Below are 14921 nucleotides of genomic sequence, written 5' to 3'. Positions count from 1 at the left end.
CTAGGGCTGGTACTCGTAGGCGCCGCGGTCGTCGTACTTGCGGGTGCCCGCGCCGGTGTTGGGCGTCGCCGGGTCGTCGACCCGGGCTCGTCCGGCGGCGTCCTTGGCGGGCTCGCCCGGTGCGCCGGAGTTGGCAGAGTCGATCGCGGGCGAGCCGGCCTTCAGCGTGAAGTCGCCCTGCGACGGGCTGGTCCATCGGGGGTCGGCCTGCAGTGCGTGCGACTCCTGCCGGCTCGCCGTCTGGAACGCGGTCAACGAGGTGTAGGACGTCGAACCCCAGACCATCATCGTGCCGCCGCTCACGCTGAGGTTGACGAGGTCGTAGTCGAGGCTCGTGCCGAGCTGCGAGGTGGCGTCGACGCGGATGTTCCCGCGGGTCCGGGGGCACTTGACGGTGCCGCCGGCGCCGTTCGGGCACGACGCGGCATTGTCGACGGCGACGTTGTTCGCGAAGGTGAAGCCGCTCGACGTGCCGGACGGCACGCCCTCGAGGTTGATGCCGGCCGCGACGTTGTCGTAGACGGTGTTGCCGACGATGGTGCTGCCGGTGACGGCGTAGTCGTCGATGCCGTGGTCGCCGGTGATGCAGCCGGCCGTGTTGCCGGTGCTCGGTGCGTTGCAGTTCGACAGCTTGACGGTCGTGAACCCCTTGTTGTGGTAGCTGACGTTGTCGGCGATCGTGTTGCGGTCACCGCCCGGGTAGGACTGGATGCCGGAGTCCTCGTTGTCGTGCACCCGGTTGCCGCTGACGAGATTGCCCGGTGCACGCAGGTCGATCCCGACGGCGTTGCGGACGTAGCCGTACGCGTTCAGCGAGCTCTCGTTGCCGGTGACCTGGTTGCCGGTGGAGCCGTTCGTCAGGTAGATGCCCGATGCGGAATTGTCCGTCACGAGGTTGCCCGTGACGACGGAGTTCGTCATCGAGTTGAGGTACATCCCGTATGCCGTGGAGCCCGACACCCGCTGCCCTGACGCCCGTACCGTGTTGCCCGACAGAAGGATTCCGGTGGCGTTGTAGACGTAGATCCCGTCCTTCGTGCTGTTCCTGACCGTGAAGCCCGAGACGGTGATCCAGCTCTGGTTCGAGATCGTGAAGCCGTGCTTGGCGCCGGAGATCGTCACCGTCGCTCCCGCGGCCGGCTGGAAGGTGATGGGGGAGCCGGACGTCCCGGAGTGCCAGGGGAACACCTCGTCGGTGTACGTGCCGGACGACACGAGCACGGTCTGGCCCGCGACCGCGACCTTCGCCGCCTTGGCGATCGTGCAGAAGGGGACCGACGCGGTGCCGGCGCCGGTGTCCGAGCAGCCGCCGCCTCCCACGTAGAGGTAGGCGGCGGCGCCCGAGGCCGCGCCCATGGAGCTGACGGCGAGGCCCAGACCCGCGACAACCGAGCTGACGGCGAGGGCGGCTCGTCGAGCGGGGGGGTGCAGGGGAGCCATGACTCGTCCTTCCAGCCTGCCGGGGCCTGATCAATCAGTCTGCCGACAGAGGGGCTCCCTGCCACCCTCCGATCGACGGAGCACGGCATACGCTCCTTGGGGGAGGGCGCCCTACGATGGAGCCTCGTGACCATCACTGACACCGCCGCCGCCCGTTCCCGTCTGCTCGAGATCATCAAGGAGAAGGCGATCGTGCACGGTCGCGTGACCCTCAGCTCCGGCAAGGAGGCCGACTACTACGTCGACCTGCGCCGCATCTCCCTCGACGGTGAGGCCGCGCCTCTCGTCGGCATCGTCATGCGCGAGCTGACCAAGGACCTCACGTATGCCGCGGCCGGTGGCCTCACGCTCGGTGCCGACCCCGTCGCGACGTCGATGCTGCACGCCGCCGCCGCTGCCGGTGAGCGCCTCGACGCCTTCGTCGTGCGCAAGGCCGGCAAGGCGCACGGGCTCCAGCAGCGCATCGAGGGGCCGTCGATCAAGGGCCGTCAGGTGCTCGTCGTCGAGGACACCACCACGACCGGTGCGTCCCCGCTCGCAGCCGTCGAGGCGGCTCGCGAGGACGGTGCCGAGGTCGTCGCCGTCGCGACGATCGCCGACCGGGCGACGGGCGCCGGCGAGAAGATCACCGCCGAGGCCGGTGTGGAGTACCGCTACGCGTTCTCCCTCGAGGAGCTCGGGCTCGCCTGAGTGCCGTCCGGGCGGGGCCCGACGTGCACGGGGTAGCCGGCACGCAGGGCCTCGACCGACGACGGTGGCGTGATCACCGCGGCCCGCCCGGCGCGGGGCCGCTCGACCGGCCACACGGCATACGTGTTGTCGGCCTGCCAACGCAGCAGCCCCTCGCCGGCCACGACGGCAGGACCGGACCCGAGCAGCACGAACGCGCCGTCGGGAACCTCGTCCCAGGCGTAGGCGTGCAGCCGCCGGGTGCGTCGACGGGGGTCCCACCGCTCGTCGTGGAGCAGCCGGTCGAGGTCGGCGGCGGCCAGTGGGCTCGTGCCGTGCGCGGCCGACACGAGGTCGCGGAAGCGGACGAAGTCCGTGCGGCGGCACTCGGCGCACGGACGATGGCCTGCCGACAGGGCGAGCGCCTCGTCGAGGAAGAAGAGGGGCGTGTAGTGCTGCGGGTCCCACTGCCGGACGCGTCGGTCCCTGAACTCGAGCGCGCACGTGATCCAGGCGCGACCGACGTGATGACGTCGGACGTCCCGGGTGCCGGCACCGTCGTGCAGGCGGCCCCGGTTGCCCGTCCAGGTCCCTCGGCCCGGGGCGGCGACGACGTCGCCGAAGGGGTCGACCCGGTTGCGCGCCGGCACGGGCGGGGCGCTCACGGCACGACCCGGGCAGGCTCGTCGCACTCGTCCGTGCTGGTGGTCATGGCGCCACGCTACGTCGGGCGGGTGACAGTCGAGGGCCGCCCGGAACCGTGGGGCGGGGGCTGCCGTCGCACCAGCGGCCCGGTCCGCGCCCGCGTGCGCAGCACTAGGATCGGCACACTGACCGCCCCTGATCCCCGGGAGAAGCCATGATCATCGTCTGGATCCTGCTCGGCCTCGTCGTGCTCCTCGCCGTCGTGGGCGTCGTCATGTACAACGGCCTGATCGGCCTGCGCAACAAGGTCGAGGAGGGCTGGCGCCAGATCGACGTGGAGCTGAAGCGCCGCCACGACCTCATCCCCAACCTCGTCGAGACGGTCAAGGGCTACGCCTCCCATGAGCGAGGCACCCTCGAGGACGTCATGGCCGCCCGGTCCGCGGCCATGTCCGGCGCTCCGACCCCCGCCGCCGCGGCCCAGGCCGAGGGCCAGCTGAGCCAGGCGCTCGGTCGCCTCATGGCCGTCGCCGAGGCCTACCCCGACCTCAAGGCCAACCAGAACTTCCTCGCCCTCCAGCAGGAGCTGACGAGCACCGAGGACCGCATCGCGAGCTCTCGCCGCTACTACAACGCCCTGGTCCGCGACCTCAACACCAAGGTCGAGTCGGTGCCCTCCAACGTCGTGGCCAACATGGCCGGCGTGAAGCGGGCCGAGTACTTCGAGGCCCCGGCCACCGAGGCCGTCGTCCCCAACGTCTCCTTCGGTGCCGGCGGGGGTGGCGACGTGGCGGGTGGCCCAGCAACGCCGGCCGTCGCCCCCTCGACCCAGCCCGGCGCCGTCGGCGGCCCCTCGACCCAGCCCGGGGGTGCCCCGGGTGCCCTGCCGCAGGCGCAGGCGCCCGGAGCGGCCCAGCCCGACCCGACGACGGACTCGGTGCCCCGGCCGGACGGGTCCAACCCCTGACCGGTCCCGCACACCACACCGCACGCCCCGAGCCGAACGGCTCGGGGCGTGCGGCGTTCGTCTCCGTGGGACGCGTGGTGTCAGCCCTTGACGTAGGAGAGCTTCTCGCAGACCTTGCCGTCGCGCAGGCGCACGACGTCGACGCCGCGCACGTGGCCGGGCGAGCCGTCGGGGGCCACCCAGTCGAACCGCCAGCGCAGCACCCCACGGTCGCCCGCCACGAACGACTCCTCGGCCATGAAGGCCGGGCTGCCCGTCTCGGTGAAGAGCGACTCCCACACCGAACGGACGTCCGCCGCGCCCTCGTGCCGGATGCCGTCCGGCGCGGGTCCTGTGGCCTCGAACACGCAGTCGTCGGTCATCAGCGCCATGATCGCGTCGACGTCCCCGCGCCCGAACGCCGCGGTGAAGGCCGCGAACCCCGCGTGCGCCGGGCCCCAGGCGGCATCACGTCCGAAACGCGCGAGGAGGTCGGCCTGCGGGTTGCCGCCGGACGGCATACGCGGTCCGACGGCGCCGCCGGAGCGGTAGGCGTCCTCCGTACCGTCGAACCACGCCGCCACGTCGGCGACGAGCTCGGGGTCGAGCGTGCGGTCACGCCCGGTCGCGGCGGCGAGGTCCCAGCCGTGGATGAGGTGGTCGGCGACGAGCTGGCGGACGTACTCGTCGATCGACTCCTCGCCGTAGGACAGGTGCACGGTGCCGTGAGCGGGAAGGGTCTCCTCGACGACACCGATCGCCTCGATGGCCGCCGACGCCGCGGCGCTGCGTGGGTCTTCACCGAGGAGGTCGCCGTCGAGGCGGGAGCCGACGTCGGCGATGGTGTGGCCACGCATCAGGGGAGCGGTCCAGAGGTCCTCGCCGACGACGTGGTTGACGAGGTCACGCACCGTCCAGTCGCTGCACGGGGTCGGTAGGTCCCACTGGTCCTCCGCGACCCCGGCCGACTGCTGCGCCCACCACCGCACGCTGCGCCGATAGGTGTGACCGAGGTCGGGACCGGTGTGCTGGGTCTCGGTGGCTGTCTCCACGACGTTCTCCCATCACCCCTGCACCCCCAGTGTGCGCCCGCGACAGGCGTACGTCACGGCTTCCCCGAGGACCTCAGGAGGTGCGGTCGGGCCTGCTGAGGGGGTCGGCGACGTCGTCCGAGGTGTCGTCCGAGGTGTCGGCCGAGGCGTCGGCCGTCTCGGCCGCGACCGCCCTGGCCTCGCGGCGGTGCTTGACGAACTCGTAGACCATCGGCAGCAGGGAGACGAGCACGACGAGGAGGATGGCGTACTCGATGTTCTTCGTCAGCCCCGGGAACACCTGGCCGAGGAAGTAGCCGAGGAGGGTCACGCTGGTGACCCAGGCCACGGCACCGACGGCGCTCCAGCCGAAGAAGCGCTGGCGGTGCATCCGGCCGATGCCGGCGACGACGGTGATGAACGTGCGCACGATGGGCACGAAGCGTCCGAGCACGAGGGCGCGGTTGCCGTACGTGTCGAAGAACGCGTTCGTCTTGTCGAAGTTGGCGGTGTTGATGAACCGCCCCTGCCGTTTGTAGAGCGGCCGTCCGACGCCCCGGCCGATCTCGTAGCCGACGACGTTCCCGAGGAACGCCGCGACGCAGAGCGCGACGATCGCGACGCCGAGGTTGAGGTGCACCTGGCCGGTCGCGATGAACAGGCCCACCGCGAAGAGCAGCGAGTCGCCGGGGAGGATCGGGAAGAGCAACCCGCACTCGACGAAGATGATGACCAGGGCGATGACGAAGAAGGCGCTGCCGTACTGGTCGAGCAGGTAGGTCGGGTCCATCCACTTGGGGCCGAGGGCCGGGACGACGGCCGGTAGGGCGGCAGCGAGTGCGTGCATGGGTGACAGGGTATGCCGTGCGCCCGGGACCGCCTGAATCGTGGCTGTCAGGAAGCTGTGCCGTCCTCCTTCCGTGGACCCCTCCGTAGACCCCTCCGTGGACCCCTCTTGGACCCTTCGCAGCCCCTCGTAGACTCGGCGCGTGGAACCAGAGGTGGGCGTGGGCCCGTGGGAGGGCCCGTGGCCCGTCGGGGACCACTGGGACCCCGAGCTGCTCGAGCACGGGGACCGGCGCAACGTCGTCGACGGCTACCGCTACTGGCGGCACGACGCGATCGTCGCCGACCTCGACAGCAGGCGTCACGACTTCCACGTCGCCGTGGAGAACTGGGGCCACGACTTCAACATCGGCTCGGTCATCCGAACGGCGAACGCCATGGGCGCCGAGGCCTTTCACATCGTCGGCAGGCGCCGGTGGAACCGCCGTGGAGCCATGGTCACCGACCGATACCAGCACGAGCACCACCACACGGACGCTGCATCGCTGGCGGAGTGGGCGCGGGCCGAGGGCCTCGTCGTCCTCGGCGTCGACAACCTGCCCGGGTCGGTCCCGCTCGAGACGTTCGACCTGCCGCGACGGTGCGTCCTCGTCTTCGGTCAGGAGGGTCCCGGCCTGTCGGAGCCGATGCGGGCCGAGTGTGCGGCCGTGCTGCACATCGAGCAGTTCGGGTCCACCCGCTCGATCAACGCCGGCGCGGCCGCTGCGGTCGCCATGCACGCGTGGGTGCGCCGGCACGTCTTCGACCAGCGCGTCTAGCTCAGCCCTGCGGGTCCCGGCCTCGCCAGCGCAACGGCTCCTCGGCGTACTCCTCGACGACGTGCGCGGCGACGCCCACCGAGCGGGCGACCTGGAAGACGACCTCGCCGGACTCGGCGGGCAGGCCCAGCGCGTGCAGCACCGCGGCGCTGGCGAGGTCGATGTTGGGCAGCGCGCCCGTGCGTTCGGCGACGAGGGCGGTGAGGGCCCCGACCCGCCGCCGCAACGGTTCCGTGCCCCGTCGCCGCCACAGGGCCTCGAGGACGACGTCGGCCCGCGGGTCGCCGTCGGGGTAGAGGAAGTGGCCGAAACCAGCGATCCCACCGCGTTCCCCGCGCTCCCGGAGCGACCGGCCCACGAGGACGGTCGGGTCGACGCCGTCGACGAGCAGGGCGTGGGCGGCCACGGGAGCCGCGCCGTGGAGCGGCCCGGCCATCGCGGCATACGCGGCCGAGAGGCAGTCATGCAGGCCCGCCCGTGTCGAGGCCGCGACCCGGGCCGCGACCGTCGAGGCCGTGAGGCCGTGGTCGAGCAGGGCGACGAGCAGGACCCGCAGCAGCTCGACGTCGGCCCGGGCGTCTGGTGACCCGCCCAGGGCCGCCAGCGTGAGCGCCGTGAGGTCGGTCGTCACGGGGTCTGGCACGGCCGCCGCGCCGGACACGAGCCTCAGGGCACTCCCCAGCGTCGGCATCGCCCCGGTCCTGACCTGCTCGGGGTCAGTGTCGGAGGCGAAGGGGTCGGCGGCAGCGACCAGCTGGATCGCCACCGGCATCCGGCGTTCGAGCGGGAGAGCGGAGAGGTCGACGCCGGCGACCTGCGACGGCCTCGAGATCTGCTGGGGCACAGACGTTCCCAGCACCACGGCGGCAGCGTCATCGAGGGAGCCGAGTGCCACGACGTCCTGCAGGGGTCGGCCGCGGTAGAGCAGGTCGCCGTCGACCTGGCTGCTCACGGAGGTCGCGATGCTCCGGAACCGGAGGACCGGCTGAGGGCTGCCCGGAGGGCGGGTCGCCGAGGCCATGGCGTCGATCTGCGTCCGGTCGAAGAGGCTCTCCTGCTGGCCGGGACGGCGCTCGCTTCGGAGCAGGCCCCGGCTGACGTAGGCGTAGAGGGTCGCGCGCTTGACGCCGAGTCGCTGGGCGGCCTCGGTCGTCGTGATCCACGTGCCTGACGGGCTCGCCATGATGCCTCCGGGTTGATCGGGTCAACAGTGGATGCGATCAACATTGACGGTGTTGATCAACATCGCTGAGAGTGACGAGTGAACCCGAGAGGAGCACCACATGTCCACCAACCCCAGCGGTTTCATCACGGTCCCCAAGGGCCTGGCCAAGGTCGTCGTCACCGACACCGAGCTCGGCGACGTCCGCGGCGACGAGGGCTTCTTCCACTACCGCCAGTACTCCGCCGTCGAGCTGGCCGAGCAGGTCGGCTTCGAGGAGGCGTGGCACCTGCTCTTCCACGGCCACCTCCCCGACGCCGGCGAGCTCGCGGCGTTCACCACGGCGGTCGGGCGCCTCCGCGTCATGCCGGCCGGCCTGGCGGACCTGCTCCCCGCCATCTGCGCGACGACGACCGACTCGCTCCAGGTGGTGCGCACCGCCCTGTCCGCCTGGGGTGGCATCGCCGGCCTGCGGCCCCTCTACGACTGCGACGAGGACGAGAAGGTCGCCGCAGCCTTGGCCGCGGTCGCGATCACGCCGACGATCCTGGCCGCAGCCCATCGGCTGCACCAGGGCCTCGAGCCCATCCCGGCGGACCCGAGCCTCGGTCACGCGGAGGACTACCTGCGCATGGTGACGGGGCAGCTACCCGCCGCGCGAGACGCCCGGGCCGTCGAGGAGTACCTCGTGGCGACGATGGACCACGGCTTCAACGCCTCGACCTTCACGGCACGGGTCATCGCGAGCACCGGTGCCGACCTCGCGGCCTGCCTCGTCGGGGCCATCGGCTCGTTCTCCGGGCCGCTGCACGGCGGCGCCCCGAGCCGGGCGCTCGAGGCGCTCGACGAGATCGGCACGCTGGACCGGGCCGACGGCTGGGTGCGCGAGCGCATCTCCTCGGGCGCTCGGATCATGGGGTTCGGTCACGCCGTCTACCGCACCCGCGACCCACGCTCGGAGATGCTCAAGGCGATCGCGCGCGGCTGGGACGACCCGCTCGTCGACCTCGCGGTCGGGGTCGAGGACGCCATCGAGACGGTCCTCGCCGAGCTCAAGCCGGGCCGCGAGCTGCATGCGAACGTCGAGTTCTACGCGGGCGTCGTCATGAAGCTCGCGGGCCTCGACCCGTCGATGTTCACGCCGACCTTCTGCGTCGCCCGGGTGGTCGGCTGGACCGCGAACATCCTCGAGCAGAGCCGCGATCCCAAGATCATCCGACCCGCCGCGCGCTACGTCGGTCCGCCGCCACCCCAGCGCGTGCCGACGGGTTCGCGCGCCCCCCTTCCGGCCTGAGCGGCCGCGCCGCGGGCGCCGCACCTCCGGGAGCACCGAGCAGGCCCCGACGCATCCGTTCGTCGGGGCCTGCTCGGCGCGACCGGGGGAGCATCCGGTCGCTCGTCGTCGCCCGGAGCCCTCCGGAACGCCACGTTCACCGTAGGCCAGAACGGCGTGGTCGGCTCGACGAACAGGTCAGAACTGGACAAGGTGGTGTCAAGGAATCGTCGGCTTCACGTCAGGAGGGGGTGGCGCGTGGCAGGGGTGACGGTCGAAAGATCCCGTTCGGGGGCTTTCGTCCGTTTCTGGATCGCCGACGCCGTCTCGAACCTCGGGACCTTCGTCTCGACCCTGGCCCTGCAGCTGCTCCTCATCGAGACGCTGCACGCCGACCAGACGGCGCTCGGGGCGGTGCGGGCCGCGCAGTGGCTGCCCTACCTGCTCTTCGGCATGCTCGCCGGCGTCGTCGTGGACCGGGTCCGTCGACGTCCCCTCCTCGTTGCGGCAGACGTGCTCTGTGCCGTGCTGCTGGGCGCGGTCGGCGTGCTCGCGCTCACCGGGCACCTGACGGTGCCGGTCCTGGCCGTCCTCGTCTTCTGCGCCGGCTCGGCGTCGATGTTCTTCAGCGCGGCCCACCTGTCACTTCTCCCGACGATCGTCCCGGGCCCGGGACTCGCCTCCGCGAACGCCCGCCTCTCCCAGACCTACGCGACGACGCAGTCCCTCGGCCCACTGGTCGGCGGCGCCCTCGTGAGGCTCCTCTCGGCGCCGGTGGCAGTCCTCGTCGACGCGATGTCGTATGCCGTGTCGGCCCTCGTGCTGACGACCGTCCGTGTCGAGGAGCGGCGTCCCGAGCCGGCCGTCGAGCGGCACCTCTGGACCGAGCTGCGGGAGGGGGCGGCCTGGGTCTACCGGCATGCGACGCTCGGACCGTACGCCGTGGCCCTGCACCTGTGGTTCTTCGCCAACGCCATGGTGACGACGGTGCTCGTCTACTTCGCGACGACCGAGCTGCACCTCGACCCGATCGCGGTGGGCGTCGTCCTCGCCGCGACGGGGGTGACGGGCGTCCTCGGGGCCGGTCTGTCCCCGCGCCTCGGGGTGCGCTTCGGCACCGGACGGGTGATCACGACGACCGAGTGGCTGAGCCCCGCGGCATACGCCCTCCTGCTGCTCGCCCGGCCGGGGCCGTATGCCGTCGTGTGGCCGCTGGTGGCCAACGCGCTCTTCGGGTTGGCGATGGGGCTCAGGGGCCCGCTCGACACGAGCTATCGCAACCTCGTGACGCCCGACAGGCTGCGGGGGCGGATGAACGCGACGATCCGCTCGTTCAACTGGGGCTCGATCGCGGTGGCGGCGCCGCTCGGTGGCTGGCTGGCGGCGACGTGGGGCAACCGGGTGGCCATTGCGGCGGGAGTCGTCGGACTGGCAGCGTCCGCCCTGGTCCTGTGGTGCTCGCCCTACCGCCACGTCACGGCCCCGGGCGAGCACCCCGCGGTGCGCAGGTTCACTCCGGAGCGCTGAGCGCCTGCTTCCACGAGACCCGCCCTCGCGTCTGCAGGAGCGAGCGGCGGTAGATCCGCTCGCTGACGACGATGGTCCCGGCCGAGAAGGCGGCCATGACGAGGATCGCGAGCACCGGCTCCCACCACGCCGCATCGCCCGTGAGGAGGCGACCCGGCATCGACACGACCGACGCGATCGGCACGAACGAGGCCACCTCGAGCGCCTTGCCGGTCAGCCCGAAGCTCGCGACGTAGACGACCATGAGGACCATCGTCATCGGCGCCGTCGTCGACTGGAGGTCCTCGGTGCGTGAGGCCAGCGCGCCGGCGACGGCGTAGAGGCACGCGAGGGCGAAGAAGCCGACGGCGAAGAAGAGCACGAACCACACGACCGCCGTCGACAGGGTCGGGAGCAGCGTCGACGCGTCGGTGAACGACACGGCGACGAGGCCCACGGCTGCGAAGAGCACCACCTGTCCCAGGGCGATGACCGAGTTGCCGAGGATCTTGCCGGCGAGCAGCTGCCGCAACGGGATTGCCGAGGCGAGGATCTCGACGAGGCGCGACTGCTTCTCCTCGACGACGCTGGCCGCGATCTGCTGTCCGAACATCATCGCGGCCATGAAGAAGAGCAGGGCGAAGGCGAAGGTGGCGCCCTTGACGAAGCCGCTGCTGCCGGCCCGACCGTCGAAGCGGGCCGTCGTCAGCGTGGTCCCCTGTTCGAGGGCCTGCACCGTGGTGCCGGCCGCCGCGGCGTTGCGCTCGAGGACGGTGTCCCTCAGTGCGGCCTCGACGGCGGTGCGCAGGGCGAGGTCGGCGTCGTCGGCCGACGTGAGCGTCCAGCCCGACCCGGTCTGGTGCAGCCAGGAGTCGGCCGTCCCGTCGTCGACGAGCGCCCGGGCCGCGGGCTCGCCCGACACCGGCGTCGACTCGATGGAGACCTTGTCGTCGGCCTGTCGTGCCGAGGCCGCGGCACGTTCGACGAGCTGCCGCCCGTCGGCTCCGGTCACGGCCACGGTGTAGGTCGTCGTCCGGTTGCTGTCCCACACGGAGAAGGCACCGAAGCCGGCGATGAAGAGCAGCGTGATGAGGGTCGAGACGAGGAAGGCCCGGTTCGTCAGGCGGACGACGATCTCTCGCTGGGCGACGATCGCCCAGGGGTGGCCGCCAGCCTCGTCGACGGCGGGCGGGCCGGGGACGGTCTCGCTGGCGGGACGCCGGGACACGGTGGTCATGCGGTCACCTCACGGTAGATCTGGGCCAGGGTCGGCCGCTGCGGGGAGAACTCGTGCACCTCGCCGCGCCGGAGCGCCTCCTCCAACAGACGTCGCTCGGCGCCGTGCTCGACGACCTCGAGCAGGGCGGTCCGTCCCTCGACGTCGACGGCGTGGATGCCGGCAACACCGCGCACCCAGCCGGCGTCGCCGGACAGGACGAGCCGGTGTCGCGCGACCGAGAGGGCGCGCAGGTCGTCCGGGGTGCCGGACGCGACCACACGTCCGCGGGCCAGCACGACGAGGCGCTCGCAGAGGCGTTCGACGAGGTCGAGCTGGTGGGAGGAGAAGAGGACCGGGACGCCGCGCGCGGTGTGCTCGCGCAGCAGGTCGGCCATGTTGTCGACGGCTGCCGGGTCGAGGCCGCTGAACGGCTCGTCGAGCACGAGGGCGCGCGGTTGGCCCATGAGGGCGGCGACGATCTGCACCCGTTGCTGGTTTCCGAGCGAGAGCTTCTCGACGTGGTCCTTGGCCCGGTCGGCGAGGCCGAGCCTCTCGAGATGGTTGGTCACCTCGGCTCTCGCCGCAGCGGCACCGAGTCCGCGGAGGCGGCCGAGGTAGACGAGCTGGTCCAGCACCGGCTGCTTGGGGTAGAGGCCGCGCTCCTCGGGCATGTAGCCGAAGTGCCGCCGGTCGAGCTGGGTGATCGGTCGGTCGTCCCAGAGCACCTCGCCGCCCGTGGGGGACAGGACCCCCATGAGCATGCGCATCGTCGTCGTCTTGCCCGCACCGTTCCCGCCGACGAAACCGGTGAGCCTCCCGGCCGGCACGGTGAAGCTGACGTCGTCGACGGCCCGGATCTCGCCGAAGGTGCGAGACAGCCGTCGCACCTCGATGTCGGCCGTCGCCCGTGGTCTGGTGAGTCGGTCCCCGTTGTCGCTCATGCCGCCACCGTAGGGGTGCACTCGTGGCCGCAGGATCAGTCCCGGGAGGGATCCTCGGCATCCCCCGGCAGGATGAGCCCCGCCTCGTAGGCGAGGACGACGGCCTGGACCCGGTCGCGCAGGTGGAGCTTGGCGAAGACGTTGGACAGGTGGGTCTTGACGGTGGCCTCCCCGACGAAGAGGCGTGCGGCGACCTCGGCGTTCGACAGGCCCCGTCCGACGAGCCCGAGCACTTCGAGCTCGCGCGGGGTCAGCTCGTCGAGGCGTGGGTCCTGCACGCCGGACGCCGCTGCTGCCGCTCCGTTCGTCCCAGGCGGCCCCGTCATCTGCGCGATGACCCGGCGGGTGACCTCGGGCGCCAGGAGGGCGTGGCCGCCGGCGACGGCGCGCACCGCCTCGACGAGGTGCTCGGCGTCGGCATTCTTGAGTAGGAAGCCGCTGGCACCGGCGCCGAGACCTGCGAAGACGTAGTCGTCCTGGTCGAAGGTGGTGAGGATGACGACCCTCGCCAGGTCGTCGGCGACGATCCGGCGGGTCGCCTCGATGCCGTCCATGACCGGCATCTGCACGTCCATGAGCACGACATCGGGTCGCAGCTCGCGGGTCAGCCGGACGGCCTCGGCCCCGTCGTTCGCCTCACCGACCACCTCGAGGTCCTTCTCGACCGAGAGGATGAGCGAGAAGCCGGAGCGCACGAGCCGGTGGTCGTCGACGATGAGCACACGGGTGGGTGCGGTCACGACGCGTCCTCGGGCAGCGGCATACGGACCCGGACGCGATAACCGCCGGTCACGCGTGGGCCGATCTCGCTGACACCACCATGGGCCGCAAGGCGCTCGCGGACACCGAGCAGGCCCAGACCGGTGCCGGACGAGCCCGAGCGGGGACGGCCGTCGTCGAGCACCTCCACCTCGGCGTAGCCGTGGGCGAAGCCGGGCTCGGGACGACGGTCCACGCGGACGAAAACCGTTGCGGCTGAGGCGGTCGAGTGCCGACGGATGTTCGACAGCGCCTCCTGCACGGTGCGGTAGAGCGAGAGACCCACCGGCCCCGGCACGGCGGCGACGGCGCCGGGGGAGTCCTCGACGACACGGCACTCCAGCTGCACGCCGGCGGTCGCGACCTCGTCGACCAGGGCCGGCACGTCGGCGAGCCTCGGCTCGGGGGACCGGGCGCCGGCGGGCTGCTCGTCCTCGCCCGAGCGCAGCGTCCCGAGGAGCTCGCGCATCTGGGTGACGGCCTCGCGCGACGACGTCTCGACCGACCTCAGCGCCGTCTCCGCGGCCTCGGCGTCGTGCCGCAGCACCCGGCGCGCCGCGGCCGCCTGGATGCCGATGACCGACACGTGGTGGGCGACGACGTCGTGCAGCTCGCGCGCGATGCGCAGCCGCTCCTCGACGACGGCCTGTCGCTGCAGGCTCGTGGCCTGCGCGTCGATGGTGTGGGCCTGCTGTGCGAGACGGTCCCGCTGCAGGGCCGCTCGCCAGGCGGCCTGCCCCCCGATGATGGCGCCGCCGAAGTAGACGACGTTGACGAGCAGCGAGTAGACGACGTACGCGGCGGGTGGGCTGAACAGGCCCTGCCGGGTGAGGCGCTGGCCGCCGTGGCTCATCGCCTCCTCGACGCCACTGCCGACCGCGAACTGCCAGGTGAGCCAGCCGAACATGAGCAGCACGACCCCGACGACGACACCGAGCATCGCCCGCCGGTCGCGCGCCCAGGCCACCCCGGTGAAGAGCGCGAAGAAGTAGACGACCTGCATGGGCATCGAGACGGCGATGGACGGCATGAGGATGCCGAAGGCGAAGAGGTGCAGCGACAGCCAGGCGGCCACGGCCAGCGGCCAGCGTCGACGCCACACCAGGGGCACGGTGCCGAGCGCGACCGCGACGTGCGGCCACAGCCACGAGCGCTCCTGCGCGCCAAGCGCATCGATGCTGCGCAGCAGCTCCACCCCCAGCGATGCGGTCACCAGGAACGCCAGCGCCACCCACGTGTCGACGCGTCTCGCGTGAGCCGCGTCGTGCGGGAACCGTTCCCAGTCGGTGTCGACGCCTGCCCACGCCGCGACACGCGCGCTCACCCTGTGCCCCCCGGTCATGGCGCCCAGCCTAGGCAGTGCGGCGGAGCTCCGACTCCCCCGGCAGGAGGAGGGGCCGCGGCGAAGGGAGCTGAGCACTCGAGTGTCGAGTGCTCACTTCCCGACGGGGGGCGGCGCTTGGCTTCAGATCGTCTGCGCAACACGGATTGCGTGGAGGCAGGCGATGGGTGGAATCCCGGGGACGTACTCCTTTGCTCAGCGGCAGCAGGCGTTGGGGCTGCTGGAGCAGGGACTGCCGGCGTTGGAGGTAGCGCGGCGGATCGCGGTCGACCGCCGCGCGGTGGGACGATGGGCCAAGGTGGCCGGCATGACCTTTCGGTGGGGCCCGTCGGTGGCCTCGCGCGCCCTGCCGCACCGGTGAGCGAGGGCGACTGGACCGACGCG

Annotated in this window: 14 protein-coding genes; 5 read left to right on the top strand and 9 right to left on the bottom strand. The window is 71.9% G+C overall.

The genetic code is table 11. The features are described 5' to 3' along the window. A complete protein-coding gene (locus AC1DIW_RS07535) occupies positions 1 to 1440 on the bottom strand; it encodes a right-handed parallel beta-helix repeat-containing protein (RefSeq protein ID WP_478107088.1) in 1440 nt (479 codons plus the stop codon). Between the two features lie 132 nt (positions 1441 to 1572). Here AC1DIW_RS07535 and pyrE point away from each other — a divergent pair, with 132 nt between their 5' ends. Next, positions 1573 to 2130: an orotate phosphoribosyltransferase gene (gene pyrE / locus AC1DIW_RS07530; protein WP_478107736.1), complete on the top strand. Its 558-nt coding sequence runs from the start codon at positions 1573 to 1575 to the stop codon at positions 2128 to 2130. Here pyrE and AC1DIW_RS07525 read toward each other — a convergent pair. Then, entirely contained in the window at positions 2094 to 2774 is a 681-nt protein-coding gene (locus tag AC1DIW_RS07525; protein WP_478107087.1) for a hypothetical protein, read from the bottom strand. The two genes, pyrE and AC1DIW_RS07525, sit on opposite strands and share 37 nt — an antisense overlap. A 194-nt stretch (positions 2775 to 2968) precedes the next feature. Here AC1DIW_RS07525 and AC1DIW_RS07520 point away from each other — a divergent pair, with 194 nt between their 5' ends. Next, the gene (locus AC1DIW_RS07520; protein ID WP_478107086.1) at positions 2969 to 3721 is read left to right on the top strand and encodes a LemA family protein; all 753 of its coding nucleotides are present in this window, start codon (positions 2969 to 2971) and stop codon (positions 3719 to 3721) included. Positions 3722 to 3801: 80 nt separating this feature from the next. Here the strand turns inward: AC1DIW_RS07520 and AC1DIW_RS07515 are convergent, their stop codons facing one another. Then, complete coding sequence (locus tag AC1DIW_RS07515; protein ID WP_478107085.1) at positions 3802 to 4752, bottom strand: TIGR03086 family metal-binding protein; 951 nt, start codon at positions 4750 to 4752, stop codon at positions 3802 to 3804. A gap of 73 nt (positions 4753 to 4825) precedes the next feature. Continuing rightward, positions 4826 to 5578 carry a DedA family protein gene (locus AC1DIW_RS07510; RefSeq protein WP_478107084.1) on the bottom strand — a complete coding sequence of 251 codons (753 nt, stop codon included), beginning with the start codon at positions 5576 to 5578 and terminating at the stop codon, positions 4826 to 4828. 142 nt (positions 5579 to 5720) lie between these two features. Between AC1DIW_RS07510 and AC1DIW_RS07505 the strand changes: the two genes are divergently transcribed. After that, entirely contained in the window at positions 5721 to 6335 is a 615-nt protein-coding gene (locus AC1DIW_RS07505; protein WP_478107083.1) for a TrmH family RNA methyltransferase, read from the top strand. Position 6336: 1 nt separating this feature from the next. Here the strand turns inward: AC1DIW_RS07505 and AC1DIW_RS07500 are convergent, their stop codons facing one another. Further along, positions 6337 to 7518 carry a citrate/2-methylcitrate synthase gene (locus AC1DIW_RS07500; RefSeq protein WP_442277292.1) on the bottom strand — a complete coding sequence of 394 codons (1182 nt, stop codon included), beginning with the start codon at positions 7516 to 7518 and terminating at the stop codon, positions 6337 to 6339. 100 nt (positions 7519 to 7618) lie between these two features. Here AC1DIW_RS07500 and AC1DIW_RS07495 point away from each other — a divergent pair, with 100 nt between their 5' ends. Together AC1DIW_RS07495 and AC1DIW_RS07490 are read left to right on the top strand one after the other, a co-directional pair. Next, complete coding sequence (locus tag AC1DIW_RS07495; protein WP_478107082.1) at positions 7619 to 8791, top strand: citrate/2-methylcitrate synthase; 1173 nt, start codon at positions 7619 to 7621, stop codon at positions 8789 to 8791. A 237-nt stretch (positions 8792 to 9028) separates the two neighbouring features. Continuing rightward, on the top strand, positions 9029 to 10297 hold the full coding sequence (locus AC1DIW_RS07490; protein WP_478107081.1) for an MFS transporter: 1269 nt from the start codon (positions 9029 to 9031) through the stop codon (positions 10295 to 10297). On the opposite strand, the gene AC1DIW_RS07485 is transcribed toward AC1DIW_RS07490, so the two are convergent. The 4 genes from AC1DIW_RS07485 to AC1DIW_RS07470 are packed head-to-tail and all read right to left on the bottom strand — an operon-like array spanning position 10281 to position 14537. Beyond that, a complete protein-coding gene (locus tag AC1DIW_RS07485) occupies positions 10281 to 11513 on the bottom strand; it encodes an ABC transporter permease (protein WP_478107080.1) in 1233 nt (410 codons plus the stop codon). The genes AC1DIW_RS07490 and AC1DIW_RS07485 overlap by 17 nt on opposite strands. Then, on the bottom strand, positions 11510 to 12436 hold the full coding sequence (locus AC1DIW_RS07480; protein WP_442277288.1) for an ABC transporter ATP-binding protein: 927 nt from the start codon (positions 12434 to 12436) through the stop codon (positions 11510 to 11512). The genes AC1DIW_RS07485 and AC1DIW_RS07480 overlap by 4 nt, the downstream gene beginning before the upstream one ends. A 35-nt stretch (positions 12437 to 12471) precedes the next feature. Further along, a complete protein-coding gene (locus AC1DIW_RS07475; RefSeq protein ID WP_478107079.1) occupies positions 12472 to 13176 on the bottom strand; it encodes a response regulator in 705 nt (234 codons plus the stop codon). Then, the gene (locus tag AC1DIW_RS07470; protein WP_478107078.1) at positions 13173 to 14537 is read right to left on the bottom strand and encodes a sensor histidine kinase; all 1365 of its coding nucleotides are present in this window, start codon (positions 14535 to 14537) and stop codon (positions 13173 to 13175) included. The genes AC1DIW_RS07475 and AC1DIW_RS07470 overlap by 4 nt, the downstream gene beginning before the upstream one ends. Positions 14538 to 14921: the final 384 nt, after the last annotated feature.

The organism is Terrabacter sp. 01T434, from assembly GCF_056398545.1.
This window is presented reverse-complemented; position numbering and strand designations above follow the sequence as displayed.